Genomic DNA, 18,613 nt, shown 5'->3' with positions numbered 1-18,613 from the left:
CCGGGGGGTCAGCCGTCCACGGAGGTTACGAGGGAACGCGGGCGCAGGTCGGTCCAGTTGGTCTCGATGTACGCCAGGCAGGCGTCCCGCGTGTTCTCCTCGAAGGCGATGGTCCACCCGCCGGGGACCTCGACGAAGGACGGCCAGAGCGAGTGCTGCCCCTCGTCGTTCACCAGGACCAGGAAGCGGCCATCGGGGTCGTCGAAGGGGTTGGTGCTCATGTGTCGGTGCCTCCTTGGGCGTGACAGAGGAATTAGGTTAGGCTCCCCTAAATTAATGCGAGCTTAGCCTTTCTTCCTTCCCTCTCACAAGGAGACGTTCATGCGCCTGGCGGCCGACACGGACAGCGCCTTCGCCGAGTTCGGACTGCCCGGCGAACCGGGCACCGAGGCGTTCTGGGCGGCGGCTCGCACCCCGGTGTGCGTCCGCGCCGACGAGGACGGGGATGGGGGCGGGGGCGGCGAGCGTGGCTGGCGGACGCTCTTTCTGTGGCGTGGTTCGGACGCGAGTGTCGTCTTCGAGAGCTGGTCGGAGCCGGTGCCCCTGCGTCGGTGGGCCAATACGGACTGCTGGTACGCGGAGGTGCGGATGCCCTCGCGGTTGCGGGTGACGTATCAGATCCTCGTGGACGGGGAGGCGCACGCCGACCCGTTCAACCCGGACGGCGCGGGCGGGGACCGGTCCATCGCCGCGACCCCGGACGCCCCGGCCCAGCCCCACTGGCCCTCCGTGGGCGCCGACGACATCCTGCCGCTGCCGAGCACCCGGATCCGGTGGGCCAGTCAGCGGCTCGGTGGGCGGCGGACCGTGCGGGTCCACGCGGTGGGCGGTGGCGGGCCGTTGGTCCTGCTGCTCGACGGGGACGACTGGCTGTACCTGCACCCGGCCATGACCGCGTTCGACTCGGCCGTCGCGGCCGGTGACATGCCTCCCGTCACCCTCGTCTTTCTGCCGGCCAAGGACCGGGAGGCCGAATTCGCGTGCGAACCCGCGCTGTGGGAGGCCGTCCGGGACGAACTGCTGCCGCTGGTCGCGGAGTGCGGTGTGCACGCCGACATGGAGCGGTTGGTGGTGGCCGGGCAGAGCCTTGGCGGGCTGAGTGCGGTGTACGCGGCGCTCGAGTTCCCGGAGTTGGTGTCTCGGGTCGCCTGTCAGTCGGGGTCGTTCTGGTGGACGCCTGACGCGGTGGGGTCGGCGGATCCGTTGGGGGGGCCGGTGGGGGGTGCGGTTGCCGCGCGGCTCGCGGAGGGTCGGTTCGACCTGTCCGGTCTGCGGGTTGCCTTCGAGGTCGGGGAGCACGAGGCGCGGATGTTGCCTCACTGTGAGCTGACCGAGTCGCTGGTTCGGGGGGCCGGGGCGGGGGTCAGGGTCTCTCGGGGGGCGTATGGGCATGATCGGGTGGGGTGGCGGGGGGCGTTGGTGAGGGATGTGGCGTGGGTACTGGGCGCTTCGCTGGAGGGTGGGGGGACACTCGCTGGCCGGTGAGGTTTTTGCGTGGTTCCCCGCGGTTCTCTGGGTGCGGTGCGTTGCCCGGCTGCGGGTCGGTGGGGGGTTTGCGCAGTTCCCCGCGCCCCTGGGACATACGCACCGCCGTCGCTCGACTGCGGGCCGTGGGGGGTTTTGCGCAGTTCCCCGCGCCCCTGGAGATACGCGCACCGCCGTCGCCCAGCTGCCGGTCCGTGGGGGGTTTTCGCGCAGTTCCCCGCGCCCCTGGGACACACCCACCGCCGTCGCCCAGCTGCGGGCCCGTGGAGGGTTCTCGCGCAGTTCCCCGCGCCCCTGGGGCACACACCCACCGCCGTCGCCCAGCCGCGGGCCCGTGGGGGTTTTCGCGCAGTTCCCCGCGCCCCTAAATACACGCACCGCGCCGTCGGCCGGCTGCCGGCGCCTGCTGCGTGAGGGTGCGGTCACCCGCGCCCTCACCCCCCACGAGCCCCTACCGAGCCACCGCCGCGCAATAGGTCTTGTCCGTGGCCAATAGGTTTCTGTGGGTGTCTTCCGCTGTGATCGTGCCGTCCTCGAGGATCAGGACGCGGTCGGCGGCGTCCAGGAGGGGTGGGCTGCTGGTGATGACCACCGTGGTGCGGCCCTTGCGCAGCTTGGCGATGTTGCGGGCGATGAGTTGTTCGGTGACCGCGTCGACGGCCGTCGTCGGGTTGTGCAGGACGAGTACGTCCGTGTCGGCGGCCAGGGCGCGGGCCAGGGAGAGGCGTTGGCGCTGGCCTCCGGAGAGGTTCGCGCCGCGGTCGCGGACGGCGTAGTCGAGGCCTTCGCGGTGCAGCGCGACGACGTCGGTGAGCATGGACGCCTCGACCGCCTCGGGGACGGAGACACTCGTCCCCGACGGGTCGATGTTCGTGCGCAGGGTGCCGGCGAAGATCTCCGCGTCGTACGGGTTGACCAGCATGTGCTCGCGGACCGCCTCGATGGAGAGGGAGGCGAACTCCTGGCCGCTGACCCGCACCACTCCCTCGTACGCGTCCGGCGGCACGTTCACCGCCAGGATCGACGCCAGGTCGGCCACCGCGCGCGGCTGGTAGCCGGCGATCGCCACGAACTCTCCGGCCGCCACCGTGAACTTCAGGTCGCGCAGGGAGCCGTAGCTGACGCGGTCGATCTCCAGGTCGCCGCCCGTGGCCGGGCGTTCGGGGCCGGGGGCGGTGACCGGGGGCGCCGAGAGCACCAGCGCCATCCGTTCCGCCGACGCCCGCGCGATCATCACGTACTTGGGCATCTCCGAGAACATCTTGAGGGGTTCCATGATGAACTGGGCGAGGCCGACGGCCATGACCAGTTCGCCGATGGTGATCCGGCCCTCGAAGGCCAGCCAGCCCGCCGTCAGGGTCACCGCGGCCGCGAGGACCGCGTTGAGGGCCTGTGCGGTGCCCGCGTACACGCCGTTCACCTTGGCGACGGTGATCGCCTGGCGCTTCGCCTCCGTGCTGACCGTCCGGTAGGAGCGGAACGCCGCGTGGTTGCCGCCGAAGCCGTGCAGCGGGCGCAGGCCGCTGATCAGGTCGGCGACCTTCGCCCCGGCCCTGGCCACCCGGGCCTGCTGCTCACGCGTGCTGGACCCGATCCGCTTGGACATCACGCTGAGGATGGAGAGGATCGCGACCGTTCCCACGATCACGAGCAGACCCAGCCGGTAGTCGGCCATGCCCAGCGCGACCGCCGCGACGAGCACCGCGACCATCGAGCTGATGAGCAGCGGCACCACCTCGATGATGTCGGCGGTCTGGTCGGCGTCCTCGGTGGCGATGGTGAGGACCTCGCCGGACTTGAGGTCGACGTCCCTGGCCACGGGCTGGAGGCCGCAGCCCGCGACCTTCACCCGCCAGCGGTGCGCCTCCGTCGTGTTGGCCTTCTGCAGGATGCGCATGCCGAACCGCCACGACAGCGACACCGTCGTGATGATCACGGCCAGCGCGCCGATGGACAGGGCGAGCGCGGTGAGCGTGCGGTCGTCCCGCATCGTGTGCTCGACGATCATGCCGAGCGCGATGGGGAAGGCCGTCTCGCCCGCCTGGTACAGGCCCATGAGGACGGTGCCCCAGACCATCGCGCCGACGTTGCGGCGCAGGGCGGTCCTGAGGATGTCGGACCCCGGGTGGGGCCGGCGGGGCCGCTTCGCGTCAGGGCTTTTCGGAGGTGTCGCAGTCTCAGTTGTCATCGAGGTGGCGGGCAATCGCTTCCGGGGTTCGCAGGGTGAACAGGTCTCGGATCGTGATCACGGGACCGTACTCGCGGCGGAGCAGGCCGATCAGCCGTACCGCCAGCATGGAGTGTCCGCCGAGGGACACGAAATCGCTCACCGCGCTCACCTCGTCGTCGTCGAGGTCCAGGGCTTCGGCGAAGAACTCGCAGACCACCGTCTCCGTCTCGGTCTCGGGGCCGCGCTCCCCCGCCGTGGTCAGCGCGCCGAGGGGCTTGGCCTCCGGCAGCGCCTTGGTGTCAGCCTTCCCGTTCACGGTGAGCGGGATGCTGTCCACCTCGGCGTAGTGGGTGGGGCGCAGGAAGTCGGGCAGTCCGGTGCCGACCTCGGCGGCGACGGCGGCCAGGTCGGCGCCGTCGAGCACGAGGTAGGCGGCGAGGCGGTACGCCCCGTCGACCTGCGGGTCGGGCTGGGCGACCGCGGCGGCGAACGTCACCGCGGGGTGCGCCGCGAACGCGGCCTCGACCTCGCCCAGTTCGACCCGGTGACCGCGGATCTTGACCTGCTGGTCGGTGCGGCCCAGGTAGGTGAGGTTCCCGTCGGGGCGGCGGAAGACCAGGTCACCGGTGCGGTACATGCGCTCGCCCGGCGCGCCGAACGGGCACGCCACGAAGCGGTGCGCGGTCTGCGCGGCCTGGCCGAGGTAGCCGCGGGCGATGCCGATGCCCGCCACGTACAGCTCACCGGGGACACCGTCCGGCAGCGGCCGCAGCCACGGGTCGAGGACGTACACATCGGTGTTGTCGATGGCGACGCCCACCACCGGGTCCTGGCACTCGAAGGTGCCGACGCCGAGGGTGTTGATCGTGTACTCGGTGGGGCCGTACAGGTTGTAGCCGACGGTCCCCTCCGTCTCGGCGAGCCGCTGCCACAGCGTCGGGGTGACCGCCTCGCCGCCGAGGAGGACCAGCGCCGGGCGCCGCGCCGGGTCGGCGAGCAGGCCCTCGGCCACCAGCTGCTGGGCGTAGGTCGGCGTCACGTTGATGACGTCGATCGCGTGCTCCAGGCAGTACTCGACGAGGCCGGGCGCGTCGCGGCGCAGCTCCTCGTCGCAGATGTGCACCTCATGGCCGTCGGCGAGCCACAGCAGCTCCTCCCACGACATGTCGAAGGCGAACGACACGGTGTGCGCGATCCGGAAGGTCCGGTGCCCGTGCTCGGCGAGGACCGGCTCGAAGATCCGGCGCTGGTGGTTGATCAGCATGTTGGTGAGTCCGGCGTACTCGGTCACCACGCCCTTGGGCTTGCCGGTCGAACCGGAGGTGTAGATCGTGTACGCGGGGTGCCGCAGCCGGTCCGGGTCGTCCGGCGCGAACGTCACGAACGGCTCGGCCTCGGGCAGCGGACGGTCCAGCTCGATCAGGTCACCGGCTCCGAGGAGGCCGCCGGTGAGCCGGGGCGACACCGCGCTCACGGTGAGGATCACGTCCGGGCGGGCGTCCGCGACGATCGCCGCGATCCGCTCGTCGGGGTGGTCCAGTTCGAGGGGTACGTACGCGGCGCCGACGCGCAGCACCGCGAACAGCGCCACGATCGAGTCGAGGGAGCGCGGGATCGCGAGCCCCACGGTCGTCTCGGGGCCGAGCCCGCGCCCGGCGAGCACACCCGCCACCGCGCGGCTGCGGTCCCGGAGCTGGGCGAAGGTCATCGTCGCGCCGTGGGCGACCAGGGCGACCCGCTCCGGGTCGCGGTCGGCCGCCCGGTCGAAGCGGTCGACGACGGTGTCCGTGCCGACGTCCGTGCGTGCGGCGGGCTCGGGGAGCCGGCCGAGGCCGGGCAGCGCGCCGACCGGGCCGGTGGAGCGGGCCAGGTCCGCCAGGACGCGCACGTAGTCGTCGAGGAGTCTGCGGGCGCTGTCGGTGTCGCCGTAGCGGTGCTCCAGCTTGACCGTGAGCCGGTCGCCGGGGGTGACGACCCAGGTGTACGGGTAGTGGGTGGAGTCGTCGGCCTTCACCGAGGTGATGCCGTGCCGGGAGTTCATCTCGGCGAAGGCGTCCATGTCCAGGAAGTTCTGGAGCACGAACAGGTTGTCGAACAGCGTGTCGTGGCCGCTGGCGCGCTGGATCTCGCCGAGCCCGAGGTGCTCGTGCTCCATCGCCTCGACACGGGCCGCCTGGACGGCCGTCAGGTAGTCGCGGACGGTCTCGTCCGGCCTGGCCTTCGTCCACTGCGGCACGGTGTTGAGCAGCACGCCGACGATGTCGGACAGGCCTTCGCCGTCGCGGCCGGAGACGGTCACGCCGAACACGGCGTCGCCGCGGCCGGTGTGCGCGCCGAGCAGGAGGCCGAACGCGCCGGTCAGCACCGAGTTCAGCGTGACGCCGTGCGCCTTGGCGGCGTCCCGCAGCAGCTCCGACTGTTCGGCGGAGAGGGTGTGGACGAGCGCGGGCGGCAGGTCCTGCGAGAGGGCCGGTGCCGGGCCTGCGAGCAGGGTCGGGCCGGGGAGTGCGGCCAGGTGCTCCGCCCAGAAGCGCTCCGACGCGGCTGCGTCCTTGGCGTCGAGCGCCCGGGCGTACTCCTCGAAGCTCGGCGTGGCCGGGGCGTCGTCGAGCGGCTCGCCCGCGACGACGGACTCGTAGGCGTCGAAGAGGTCGCGCAGCACGATCTCGCGGGACCAGCCGTCCCACAGCAGCAGGTGGTAGCTGAGCAGCAGGCCGTCGTGGCCGCCGGGCAGGCGGACCACGGTGAGGCGGATCAGCGGCGGCTCGGCCGGGTCGAATCCGGCGTCGCGGTCGCGGGTGCGGAACTCCTCGACCTCCGCGTCGTCCGTCAGCTCGACCGTGCGGACGTCGACGCGCCGTCCGGCCTTGAGGACCTGGACGGGGTTGCCGTCGTCGTCGGTGGTGAAGCCGGCGCCGACGACGGGGTGCCGGGCGATGACGTGCGCCATCGCCTCGGCCAGCGCGTCGGTGTCCAGCCGCCGGTCGAAGGTGAACCAGCTCTGCGCGACGTAGTGGCCGGCCTCGCCCGCCATCTGGGCCTGGAAGAACAGGCCCCGCTGGAGGGGCGTGACCGGTGCGGTGCGCTCGGCGGTCGTGGCGGCGTCCGCGATGCGCTCCAGGGCGCGTCGCCAGTGCTCGGTGATCGTGTCGGGGATGCCGTCGGCGAGGGTGAAGGCCGCGTGCAGGCTGCCGGTGGCGTCGTCGATCCAGGCGTTGACCTCGACGGCGTACGGGCTGCCCTGGTCGCCGCCGGTGAGGTGCACCGCCTGGGACTCGCTGCCCCGGCCGAGGTAGTTGAACAGGACCTGCGGGCGGGCGGTCAGGAGCGGCGCCGTCTGCGGGTTCAGATACTTCAACTGGCCGTACGCGACGTGCCCGCGCTCGTCCGGCTGGCGCTCGGCGACCTCGCGCGCGGCGGCGACGGGGTCGGTGTGCGCGGTGAGCCGTACGGGCGCGATGGAGGTGAACCAGCCGACGGTACGGCTGTAGTCGTGCTGTTCGAGTACCGGGACCCGGCCGTGCCGCTCCAGCTCGACCGCGAGGTCGGTGGGCGACTCCTGTACGTGGGTCAGCGCGGTGCGCAGCGCGCCGCACAGCAGCTCGGTGAGGGCGACGCCGAGCGCGGCGGGCGCGGTGCGGGTGACGCGGTCGCTGGTCGCGGGCGCGAGGACGACGGTGGTCTCGCGTGGGTTCCGGACCGCGGGCAGCAGGTCGGGCGCCTGGAGCGTGGTGATCCAGTGTCCGAGGTCGTCGATCGCGTCGGCGGCCCCGAGCGTCAGCGCCTCGGCGTACTCGGCGTACGACGTGGTCGGCGGGGCGAGGTCCGCGCCGCCCATGGCGGTGGCGAGGTCGTCGAGGAGGATCAGCCAGGACACCGCGTCGACGGCGAGGTGGTGCACGACGACGACCAGGGTGCGGCTCGCCGCCAGCCAGGAGAACGCGATGACGTCCCCGGCCTCGGGGTCGAGCCGTCCGGCGGCCTCGTTCGCGGCGACGGTCGCATCGGTCGTGTCGGCGCGTACGACGCTGACCTCGCGGGCGGGCTCGGTGCGCAGCGCCCACACGCCGTGCTCCACGCGCAGCCGCAGCCGGAGCGCCGGGTGCGCGGCCACGACGGCGTTCGCGGCGCGCTCGACGTCGGCGAATCCGGCGCCTTCGGGCGCCACCAGCGTCCTGGCCTGGGCGAACCGGTCGAGCGAGCCGCCCAGTTCGCGCTGGCGCAGGACGATCGGCGTCGGTGCCAGCGGACCGTCCTCGCGGCGAGCGGGGACGGGAGCGGAGGCGGCTGCGGATACCCCGGCCTGCGGTGCGTTCGACCCCAGGTGCTCGGCGAGCGCGCGCGGCGTCCTGAACAGGAACACGTCCCGCGGCGCGATCCGCAGGCCGAGCGCCCTGGCCCGGTTGATCACGGTGATGGCGACGATGCTGTCGCCGCCGGCGGCGAAGAAGTCGGTGTCGGCGTCCGCGGCCGTGTCGCCGGGCAGCGTCTCCGAGAAGATGCCGACCAGTTGGGCCAGCACCGAATCGCCCGCGACGGCCGGGGCGGCGTCGTCGCGCGCGGCACGCTCGGCGAGCGCCTTGCGGTCGAGCTTGCCGTTGACCGTCAGCGGCAGGGCGTCGACCGGGAGGACCCGGCCCGGCACCATGTGCACGGGCAGCTTGGCGCCGAGGAGGCCCGCGAGGTCGGCGGGCGCGCTGCCCACGACGTGCGCGACCAGGTGGTCGCCGCTGTCCGCGACGGTGACGGCCACGTCCACCACGCCGTCGAGTTCCCGGACCGCGGCCTCGACCTCGCCGAGCTCGATGCGGAAGCCCTTGAGCTGCACCTGGTCGTCGGCGCGCCCGGCGAACTCCAGCTCGCCGTCGAGCGTACGGCGAGCGAGGTCGCCCGTGTGGTACATGCGGGAGCCGTCGTCCGCGAACGGATTCGCCACGAACCGGCCCGCGGTCAGGCCCGGCCTGCCCAGGTAGCCGAGCGACACCTGGTCGCCTGCGACGTAGATGGCGCCGACCCGGCCCGGCGGCACCAGCCGCAGCCGGTCGTCGAGCAGGTAGGTGACCAGTCCCGGGATCGGTCCGCCGATGGGGCTGACGTCTTCCCCACGAGTGAAGTCGTCGTCGGTCAGGACGCGGTGGGTGACGTGCACGGTGGTCTCGGTGATGCCGTACATGTTGACCAGCTCGGGCGACGCGGTGCCGTGCCGCTCGACCCAGCCGCGCAGCCGCCCGAGGTCGAGGGCCTCGCCGCCGAAGACGATCCGGCGCAGCGCGGGCAGCGGCTCGCCCGCGTGCCGGTCGGCCTCGATGAACTGGTAGAACGCCGACGGCGTCTGGTTGAGCACGGTCACGCCGCGCTCACGGACAAGCCGGTGGAAGTCGACCGGGGAGCGGGTCAGCCCGTACTCGGGCACCAGCAGCTCACCGCCGTGCGCCAGCGCGCCCCACAGCTCCCAGACCGCGAAGTCGAAGGAGAAGGAGTGGAACTGGACCCACACGTCGTGCGGTCCGAACTCCATGTCGGGCCGGGTGTTGGCGAGCAGCGTCACCACGCTGGAGTGCGGGACGACGACGCCCTTGGGGCGGCCGGTCGATCCTGAGGTGTAGATGACGTACGCGGGGTCGTGCCAGCCTGCCTCCGAGGTCTGCGCCTGCGCCTCGGTGGGCGACGTCGGCGGCTCCTCCCCCTGGACGAGGACGCGGGCCGGGATGCCCGTGCGGTCGAGGAGTGCGGTGAAGCGGTCCCGCTGCTCGCGGTCGACGAGCACGACCTGCGGTGCGGCGTCGGTGAGGATGTACTCCAGGCGCTCGTCCGGGTACGCCAGGTCCAGCGGTACGTAGGCACCGCCCGCGGCGACGATCGCGACCAGGGCGACGACCTGCTCGACGGAGCGCGGCACGGCGACGGCGACCCGCTTGCCGGGGCCGACGCCGGCCGCGCGCAGCGCCGAGGCCAACTCGTCCTTGGTGGCAGCCAGTTCGCCGTACGTCAGGGAGCGGGTGGAGCCGTCGAGTGCACACTGGGTGACGGCGGTGGCCGCCGGGTCGCGCCGGGCCGCGGCGCCGAACAGGCCGCCCAGGGTGGTCCGTTCGACGGGCGCGGGGCGGCGGGCGGCCTCGGGTGCCAGGTCGGCGACCGGGGCGTCCGGCCGCGTGAGCAGACCGGTGAGGGCCGAGGTGAAGGTGCGCAGGATCTCCCGGGCGGTGTTCTCGCCGAGGAGTTCACCGTCGTAGATCAGGTTGAAGCGCGGGCGGCCGTCGAGCGCGCGCTCGACGACGAGCGTCAACGGATAGTGCGGGGCGCCTTCGTTGACGACGTCGGCGATGACGAGTTCGGCGTCGGCGGTGCGCAGGCTGTCGAGGTCGGTGGCGACGTCGAAGACGACGAGGGTGTCGAAGAGCGAGCCGACGCCCGCCTGCCGGCCGATGCGCGCGAGCGACACGTGCTGGTGGGGCAGGACGGCGCTCTGGTGCTCCCGCACCGACGCGAGGAGTTCGCGGGCCGTGGTCGAGGCGGACCAACGGGCGCGTACCGGAACCGTGTTGATGAACAGGCCGACCATGTCGCCGATGCCGGGCACGTCGGCGTCGCGGCCGGACACGGTGGAGCCGAAGACGACGTCGTCGCCGTGCAGGATGCCGCCGAGCGTCACCGCCCAGGCGCTGTGCACGGCCACGCTCAGGGGAACGCCGGCCGCCCGGACGGACGCGTCGATGTCGTCGTCCACCTCGACGGCGGTGTCGGCGAACCGGTCGGAGGGGGTGTGCCCCTCGGCGACCAGCGAGGGCCCGGGCAGCTCGGCGAGCTCCTCGCGCCACACCCGGTCGCTCTCGTCGTCGTCGCGTCCGGCGAGCCAGTGCACGTAGTCGGGGAAGCCGCCGATCGGGTACACGGTCCCCGGCGCGTGGTACTCGGCGAGGAGCGCGCGCAGCATCGGCGGGACCGACCAGCCGTCGGCGATGATGTGGTGCACGGTCTGCACCAGGACGTTCCTGCCGTAGCCGGCGCGGACGAGCGTGTACCGCATCAGCGGCCCGGTGGCCAGGTCGAACCCGGCGCGGCGGTCCCGCTCGGCGAGGTCGCGTATCTCCTCGTCGGTGATGCCGGGGCGGTCCACGGTGGTGAAGGGCGCCTGGACGCCGTTCTCCAGGACGGAGACGACGCGGCCGTCGGCGAGGGCGGTGAACCGCGCCGCCAGGTTCGGGTACAGCGTGAGCAGCCGGGTGGCCGCGGCCGCGAGCCGGTCGGCGTCCACCTCGCCGTCCGGCGCGTCCAGCGTGAGGAGTTGCTGCTCGACGTACGCGCCCGCCGAGTCGTCGTCGAAGACCGAGTGGAAGTAGAGGCCTTCCTGGAGCGGCGTCAGCGGCAGTACGTCCCGCAGGGCCGGGCCGTCCAGGGCGTCGACGTCGGCCTGGGTGAGCGGCACCAGGGGGAAGTCACTGGGTGTGTGGCCGCCCTCGTCGAGTGCGGCGAGGCCGGCCAGGGCCACCCGGAAGTAGTCGCCGAGCGTCGCGATGTCCTCGTCGGTGAACATGCCGTCGGGCCAGGAGACGGTGGTGACGAGTTCGTACTCGCCGCCGGTGGAGGCCGGTTCGGCGATGGCGTTGAACTCGAGGGCGCGCGGCAGGCGCATGTTCGGGTCGCGCTTCTCGCCCAACTGGCCCGTGGTGCCCGCGAGTTGCCAGTCGCCGGCGGCGCCCGCGTCGAAGCGGCCCAGGTAGTTGAAGAGCACCTGCGGCGCGGGGGCGTCGAACTCGGTGTCGGCGAGGTAGCGCAGGGCGCCGTACGAGATGCCGTTGCTCGGCACCCGCGAGAGGTCTTCCTTGACCGCCTTGAGGGCGGCGGCGAGGTACTCGGGGGCGGTGAGGTCGGCGGCGGTGCCGGGGTCCACGGTCACCGGGAACAGGGTGGTGAACCAGCCGACGGTGCGGGACAGTTCGGGCTCGAAGCCGGCGGTGTCCGCCACGAAGCGGCCCTCGCGGCCGTGGCCCTCCAGCTCGATGTGCGCGAACGTCTGGTCCTGGCCGAGGTCGCGGCGCCACCGGGCGAGGGCGACGGCGAGCGCGGTGAGGAGGACGTCGTTGACGCCCGCGTGGAACTTCGCGGGGATCTCGCCGAGGAGCGCCGCGGTGACCTCGGGGCCGACCGAGACGGTCTGGAGCCGCTCGCGTGCGACGGTGTCGGCGGCGGTCAGGGCCCGCCTGCCGACCGGCTGGTCCGTGCCGGGCAAGGGCTGCTGGAAGTAGTCGCGGTCCGCCTCGAAGCCCGCGCGCTCCAGGAGCTGCGTCCAGCGGCGGAACGACGTGCCCACCGGGGGCAGTTCGACGGCCGCGCCCGAGGTGAACTGGCGCCACGCCGTGGCCAGGTCCTCCATCAGGACCCGCCAGGACACGCCGTCGACCACGACGTGGTGGGCGACCATGACCAGCTGGCGCGCCTCCCGGCGCCAGACGGCACGCAGCATCACGCCGTTGTCCGGGTCGAGGCCGTCGGTGGCGAGAGCAACGCAGTCGTCGAGCGGCAGGTCGCTCTCCTGCCACGCCGGGGCGGCCGGGGCCGCCGCCGGGATGTCGAAGCTCCAGCGGTCGCCGCGGACCAGCCTGGCGCGCAGCATGTCGTGCCGTGCGAGGACGGCGCCGAGTATGCGGTCGAGTGCTTCGGCGGTCAGCTCCGCCGGGGTGTTCAGGACGACCGACTGCACGAAGCCGTCGATCGCGTCCGTGGTCTCGCCGAGCCACTGCACGATGGGCGAGCCCGCCACGGCGCCGGTGGCGACGTCACCGTGATCGACCGTGGAGACGTCCTCGCGGCTCGCCACCGCGGCGAGCGCGCCCACGACGCTGTTGGTGAAGATCTGCCGCGCCGTGACGTACAGACCGGCGTCGCGCAACGCGCTCAGCAGCGAGATCGTCAGGATGCTGTCGCCGCCGAGCTGGAAGAAGTCCTGGTCGACGCCGACCTCGTCGAGCTGGAGGACCGCCGCGACGGCGGCGCAGACCACGCGCTCGTTCTCGGTGGTGGGCGGGGCGACGGTCCCCTTCGGGGTGGCGGGTTCCGGCAGCGCGTTCCGGTCGAGCTTGCCGTTCGCGGTGAGGGGGAACGCGTCGAGGACGACGATGTGGGTGGGCACCATGTACTCGACCATGTGGTCGACGGCCCACGCCTTGACCTCCTCGGCCCGCAGCTCCTCGTGGCCCGCGGCCGGGATGACGTAGCCCACGAGGTAGGTGCCGCCCGCCGTGTTCTTCTTGGCGACGACGCAGGTGTGGCGTACGCGGGGGTGCTCGGCGAGGCCGACCTCGACGTCCTCGATCTCCAGGCGCATGCCGCGGATCTTGATCTGGTTGTCGGCCCGGCCGAGGAAGTCGAGGGACCCGTCGGGGGCGAACCGGGCGAGGTCACCGGTCCGGTAGAGCCGGGACCCGTCCGAGGCGAAGGGGTTGGCGACGAAGCGGGAGGCCGTCAGGCCCGGCGCGTTGACGTAACCGCGCCCCAGGAGGAAGCCGCCGACGTACAGCTCGCCGCCGACGCCGACCGGGACGGGGCGCAGCTCGTCGTCGAGGACGTACAGCTGGGTGTTGGGGTTGGCCTTGCCGATCGACGTCGACAGGCGCTCGGCCTCGCCGCGGTAGATGACGTGCGAGACGCCGATCGTCGTCTCGGCCGGGCCGTAGCCGTGGTACATGGGGATGTCGAGCCGGTTGCGGAACCGCTCGTACAGCTCGGGGGTGAGCACCTCGCCGCCGCACCAGACGTGGCGCAGGCTGTCGAGCCGGCCGGAGTCGCCCGCCATCTCCAGGAGCACGTCCAGCATGGACGACACCAGGTACGTGAAGGTCACGCGCTGTTCGGCGATCACGCCGAGCAGGTGGTGCGGGTCGCGCTCGCCGCCGGTCCGCAGGACCACCACGCGGCCGCCGCAGACCAGCGGCAGGAAGATCTCGTTGATGGAGATGTCGAAGGACAGCGGCGCCTTGAAGAGCGACGCGTCGTCGGGGCCGAAGTGCAGGATCTCGTCGACCTGCCAGAGCAGGCGCTCGCTGATCGCCTCGTGGCGGATCATCGCGCCCTTGGGCCGCCCGGTCGAGCCGGACGTGAAGATCACGTACGCGAGGGCGTTGCCGGGGACGGTGATCCCGGTCGGCTCGGTGGGGAGGGAGTCGAAACGCCAGGCGCCGAGGTCGACGGCGACGGCTCCCGGCTCCGCCGGGTCGTGTTCGCCCGATGCGTTGAGCTGAAGCACGACGCGGGCGTCCTCGATGACGACGGACCGGCGCGCGGCGGGCCACTGCGGGTCGAGCGGCACGAACGCGCAGCCCGCTTGGAGCACGGCGAGCAGCCCGACGACCATGTCGGCGGAGCGGCTGAGCGAGATGCCGACGACCTGTTCGGCGGTGAGGCCGCGCGCGACGAGGTGGTGGGCCAGCTGGGCGGAGCGCTCGGCCGCCTCACGGTAGGTCAGGGAGCGGTGCTCGTCGACGATGGCGACGGCGTCCGGCCTGAGCCGGGCCTGCTTGAGGAACATCTCGACGATGGTCGGGCGGACCCGGTCGGCGTGGGTGTCGTTCCACTCGGCGAGGGCCTTGAGCCTGGCGGCCTGGCCGGACGGACTGATGGTGCCGAGGGGCCGGTCGGGGAAGTCGGCGAGGTCGTCGAGGGCGAGCTGCGCGTCGGCCTGCTCGATCCCGTCGGGGACGGGTATGTGCCAGCCGTCCGCGCCGGCGTCCCGACTGCCGGGCCCGGTACCGCCGTTGTCGACCCAGCCGAGGACGTCGGCGAAGAGTGTGCCGGGGGTGAGCTCGATGCCTTCGGGGCTCCGGCCGGTCGCCCAGTACGAGAGACCGATGGCGCACGCCTCGGCGACGGTCCGGTCGGAGTAGTCGCCGGCGCGCCGACGTACATCGGCCAGGCGGGCGGGGGAAAGCAGCACGAGGCCGGCGCTCGGTTCCATCATCGAAGACTCAGCGTCCCTTCCAGGTAATCGCAGTAAGGCTAACCTAAATTAGGCTTGCCTAACTACCCTCTCGCCAGGCCCGCCACAGTCGTGCGTACCGGCCACCGAGCGCCACCAACTCGTCGTGCGTGCCCAGCTCCACCACGCGCCCCGCGTCCAGCACGGCGATCCGGTCGGCTGCCATCGCCTGCGTCAGCCGGTGCGCCACGAACAGCGTGGTCCGGCCCGCGCACGCGGCCAGCACGGCGCGCTCCAGTTCGGCGGCGCCCTCGCTGCCCGCCTCCGCGGTCGACTCGTCGAGCACCACCACCGGTGTGCGGCTCAGCACAAGGCGGGCCAGCGCGATATGGGCGATCTTGGTGACGTCCAGGCGCTCGCCGCCCTCGCCGACCATGGTGTCCAGCCCCTCGGGGAGGTGCTCCACCCACCCGTCGGCGCCCACCGTGCGCAAGGCGTCCATCAGTTCGGCGTCGGTCGCCTCAGGTGCGGCGAGCCGCAGGTCGTCGGCGAGCGGGCCGGAGAACACGTGCGTCTCCTGCGTCAGGATGCTCACCAGGGCGCGCGCCCCCGCCTCGTCCAGACCGCCGAGGTCGTGCTCCCCCACACGCACCGAGCCGGCCTGCGGCGTCCCGATGCCCGCGATCAGCGCGGCAAGGGTCGACTTGCCCGCACCCGTCGCCCCGACCAGGGCCAGCGAACCGCCGGCCGGGATCGTCAGGTCGACGTCCCGCAGAACCGGTTCGTCGGTGCCGGGATAGCTGAACGTCAGCCCTTCGACCGTCACTTGGTGCGGCACGGCGTCCGCCACCTTCACGGACGCGTCGCCCACCAGCCGCTCGTCCCCGGACTCCCCGAGGACACCGACGAGACGGGTCAGGCTCGCGCCCGACTTCTGCGCCTCGTCGAAGGTGAACATGATGGCGCCCAGCGGCGTGAAGAGGCGGTGGAACATCAGCGGGGCCGCCGACACCTCGCCCAGGCTGGCGGCGTCGGCCTCCAACAGGGCGTAGCCGACCACGAGGATGAGGACGAGGCCGATGAACTCGGCGCGGTTCTCCCGGCCCACGAACCGGCCGAAGAACCGGAACACGTCGATACCGAGATTGCGCACCCGCCAGGACTCCTGGGTGACCTTCTCCCGGACGGAGTCCTCCAGGCGGTAGGCGCGGACCGTGTCGATCCCGTTGAGACCGCTGATCAGCGCCTGCGCGCGGTCGGCCTGCGCCACCCGCTGCTTGCGGTAGAGCGGGGCGGACCTGGGGAGGTACCAGCGCAGGGCAAGCGCGTACGCCGGCAGCGCGCCGGCACCCGCGAGGCCGAGCCGCCAGTCGAGGCCGAACATGCCGACCGTGGCGATGAAGACCAGCACGCCGGCCGAGAACACGGTGGGGATGGCCGTCCGGATGCCCTTGGACAGCACGGCCACGTCGTCACCGACCCGGGAGAGCACGTCACCCCGGCCGACCTGCTCGATCCGTGCGCTCGGCATGCCGAGCACGGCACGGACGGCGCCCTCCCGCAGCCGTGCGAGGAGGTCGGCGCCGAGCCGGCCGATCAGATAGGTCGACGCCGCGGTGGCCGCCGCGCCGAGCAGCGCGGCGGCCCCCATCAGGACCCCGATCGTGACCAGGACCGAACGCGAATCGCCCTCGACCACCCCGTCGACCACCCGGCCGAGCAGGAGGACCGGGAGGATCTGGAGCGCCGCCCCGGCCACCGTCGACGCGACGGTCGCCGTGGTCAGCCACGGCACTTCGCGGCAGTGCGCCGAGACCCACCTCGTGGCCTCGCGTCCGGTCGCCGTGCGCAGGGTCGCCGGGGCGACGCCGATGTCGGTGGGTGTTTCGGTGGTGCTCACACGTTGGCCAAGTCGGGACGGGGACGGGACGGGTTGAACGGCATCTCTATTCGACCGACTTGACGAGCTCGTCGATCGCGTACGGGAGGGACAGCGCGGTGCCCTGCGACATCGCGGCGCCCACCGCGGGGCCCTCGCTGTCCAGGAGGTAGGACACGTTGCCCTTCTTCACGGCGTCCAGGTTGTTGAAGAGCTTGAACTTCTTCAACGCCTCCGTGTCCGCCTTGTCGTTGATGACGACGATACGGTCCACGTCGATCAGGTCCGTGCGCTCCGGGGAGAGCTCGGTGGAGAACTTGCCGCCCGCGATCTTGTCGATCTTGGTCTGGTACTTGAAGCCCATGCCCGTCAGGAGCCGGCCGCGCACGTCGGTGGAGGTGAACGGGTTGATGGAGTCCTTGTACCAGGACAGCGCCACGGAGGTCTGCTTGGCGAACTTGGGGTGCGCCTTCTTGGCCTCGGTCAGCTTGTCCTCGACGCCCTGGACGATCTTCTTGCCCTCGTCCTCCTTGCCCAGCGCCTTGGAGATGTGCACCACGTTGTCCTGCCAAGGAGCGCTGAACAGCTCCTTCTCGCTCTTGGTGCGTCCCACCGTCGGGGCGAGCTTGGAGAGCTTGTCGTAGGCGGCCTTGTCGATCTCGGAGTAGACCGCGATGATCAGGTCCGGCCGCAGCGAGGCGATCTTCTCGTAGTTGGGGCCGCTGTCGCCGTTCTTCATGACGACCTCGGGCTTGGTGCTGCCCCACTTGTCCTTCACCCAGGGCCACTGGGTGTTGATGTCGGGGGACTTGCCCTCCGGGTTCGGGTACTGGTCGACCATGCCGACCGGCTTGGTGCCGAGCGCCAGGACGGTCTGGTCGTCGGTGTAGCCGACAGTGACGACCCGCTTGGGAGCCTTGGTGATCTTCGTCGAGCCGAACGCGTGGTCCACGGTGACGGGGAACGTGCCGCCGCCCGCGGCCGCCGGAGTCTCCTCGCCCGCCTTGTCTTCCGAGTCGGAACCGCATCCCGAGAGGAGGCCGACGCCGAGGGTCGCGGCGGCCAGTACCGCCGCCAGCCGCCGCCGTGGCGTCGTGAGCTTCGTTCGGTTGAGGAGCATCCGGATTCCCTTGCTTTCGCGCTGACCGCTGCGCCCCGTGTCTAAGGGCAGCCAAACCTTAACCTGCGGAGATGAGGTTAGCCTAGCCTTACCGGAGTATTCGTCGGCGGGGCAGGTCGAGTTGAGGAACCGTCGGAGCCCGGTCAGTCGAGCTGGACGTGCGTACGGCCGATGGGCACGATGAGCGGCCGGTCCCCCACCGGGTCGTCGACGACCCTGGCACGCAGGCCGAACGCCTCGTGCAGCAGCTCCGCCGTGATGACCTCACGCGGGTGCCCCTGCGCCAGGATCGAACCGGCCTTCATCACGACGAGATGGTCGCTGTACCGCGTGGCCAGGTTCAGGTCGTGCAGCACCATGACCACCGTGCGCCCCGACTCGTGCAGGTCGTCCACGAGGTCGAGCACGTCGATGGCGTGCGCCAGGTCCAGGTAGGTGGTCGGCTCGTCGAGGAGCAGCAGGTCGGTGCCCTGGGCGAGGGTCATCGAGATCCAGACGCGCTGCCGCTGCCCGCCGGAGAGCGAGTCGACCGGGCGGTCGGCGAGGTCGGAGACGCCGGTCATGGCCAGCGCGCGCGCCACGACGCCCGCGTCGTCCGACGACCACTGGCGCAGCCAGCTCTGGTGCGGGTGGCGTCCCCTGGCGACCAGGTCGGCCACCGTCAGGCCCTCCGGCGCGACGGGCGTCTGCGGCAGCAGGCCGAGCTTCTTCGCCACGTCGCGGGTCTTGAGCTTGTCGATGTCCTCGCCGTCGAGCACGACGGAGCCCTTGGCCGGCTTGAGCAGCCGCGTCAGGGTGCGCAACAGGGTCGATTTGCCGCAGCCGTTGGGGCCGATGATCGTGGTGATCACCCCGGGCGGGATGGTCACGTCGAGGTCGTCGATGACGGTCCGGCTTCCGTAGCCGACCGAGACGCCCCTGGCGGCCAGCCGTGCGGTGGTGTCGGTGTCCTCGACCCTCGACTCGATCTCGGTGATGTACTGAGCGACCACAAGCCCCCCTATTATTAGGTTTGCCTCACCTTTGTACCAGCTCTTCGAGCCGTAC

At 72.0% G+C, this 18,613-nt stretch carries 7 protein-coding genes; 1 reads left to right on the top strand and 6 read right to left on the bottom strand.

Annotated elements, in window-relative coordinates:
• Positions 1 to 8: 8 nt before the first annotated feature.
• Positions 9 to 221: an MbtH family protein gene (locus tag ACZ56E_RS14495; protein ID WP_468602845.1), complete on the bottom strand. Its 213-nt coding sequence runs from the start codon at positions 219 to 221 to the stop codon at positions 9 to 11.
• A gap of 100 nt (positions 222 to 321) precedes the next feature.
• Here ACZ56E_RS14495 and ACZ56E_RS14490 point away from each other — a divergent pair, with 100 nt between their 5' ends.
• A complete protein-coding gene (locus ACZ56E_RS14490; protein ID WP_471214213.1) occupies positions 322 to 1,485 on the top strand; it encodes an alpha/beta hydrolase-fold protein in 1,164 nt (387 codons plus the stop codon).
• A gap of 451 nt (positions 1,486 to 1,936) precedes the next feature.
• Here the strand turns inward: ACZ56E_RS14490 and ACZ56E_RS14485 are convergent, their stop codons facing one another.
• The 5 genes from ACZ56E_RS14485 to ACZ56E_RS14465 all read right to left on the bottom strand — a co-directional run bounded on the left by ACZ56E_RS14485 (position 1,937) and on the right by ACZ56E_RS14465 (position 18,558).
• The gene (locus ACZ56E_RS14485) at positions 1,937 to 3,673 is read right to left on the bottom strand and encodes an ABC transporter ATP-binding protein (RefSeq protein WP_471214212.1); all 1,737 of its coding nucleotides are present in this window, start codon (positions 3,671 to 3,673) and stop codon (positions 1,937 to 1,939) included.
• On the bottom strand, positions 3,663 to 14,609 hold the full coding sequence (locus tag ACZ56E_RS14480; RefSeq protein ID WP_471214209.1) for a non-ribosomal peptide synthetase: 10,947 nt from the start codon (positions 14,607 to 14,609) through the stop codon (positions 3,663 to 3,665). The genes ACZ56E_RS14485 and ACZ56E_RS14480 overlap by 11 nt, the downstream gene beginning before the upstream one ends.
• A 58-nt stretch (positions 14,610 to 14,667) precedes the next feature.
• Entirely contained in the window at positions 14,668 to 16,467 is a 1,800-nt protein-coding gene (locus tag ACZ56E_RS14475) for an ABC transporter ATP-binding protein (protein WP_471214208.1), read from the bottom strand.
• A gap of 46 nt (positions 16,468 to 16,513) precedes the next feature.
• A complete protein-coding gene (locus ACZ56E_RS14470) occupies positions 16,514 to 17,566 on the bottom strand; it encodes an iron-siderophore ABC transporter substrate-binding protein (protein ID WP_471214206.1) in 1,053 nt (350 codons plus the stop codon).
• Positions 17,567 to 17,709: 143 nt separating this feature from the next.
• Positions 17,710 to 18,558, bottom strand: a complete 849-nt coding sequence (locus tag ACZ56E_RS14465) for an ABC transporter ATP-binding protein (protein ID WP_471214205.1) — start codon at positions 18,556 to 18,558, stop codon at positions 17,710 to 17,712.
• Positions 18,559 to 18,613: the final 55 nt, after the last annotated feature.

The organism is Streptomyces sp. NPDC039480, from assembly GCF_055597165.1.
The sequence above is the reverse complement of the archived record's forward strand: the minus strand, read 5'-3'. Positions and strand labels throughout refer to the sequence as shown.

What these genes read in the sequence shown, in the direction of transcription:
- ACZ56E_RS14495 (WP_468602845.1), bottom strand. Translation starts at nt 221, where the DNA reads ATGAGCACCAACCCCTTCGACGACCCCGATGGCCGCTTCCTGGTCCTG.
- ACZ56E_RS14490 (WP_471214213.1), top strand. Translation starts at nt 322, where the DNA reads ATGCGCCTGGCGGCCGACACGGACAGCGCCTTCGCCGAGTTCGGACTG.
- ACZ56E_RS14485 (WP_471214212.1), bottom strand. Translation starts at nt 3,673, where the DNA reads ATGACAACTGAGACTGCGACACCTCCGAAAAGCCCTGACGCGAAGCGG.
- ACZ56E_RS14480 (WP_471214209.1), bottom strand. Translation starts at nt 14,609, where the DNA reads ATGATGGAACCGAGCGCCGGCCTCGTGCTGCTTTCCCCCGCCCGCCTG.
- ACZ56E_RS14470 (WP_471214206.1), bottom strand. Translation starts at nt 17,566, where the DNA reads ATGCTCCTCAACCGAACGAAGCTCACGACGCCACGGCGGCGGCTGGCG.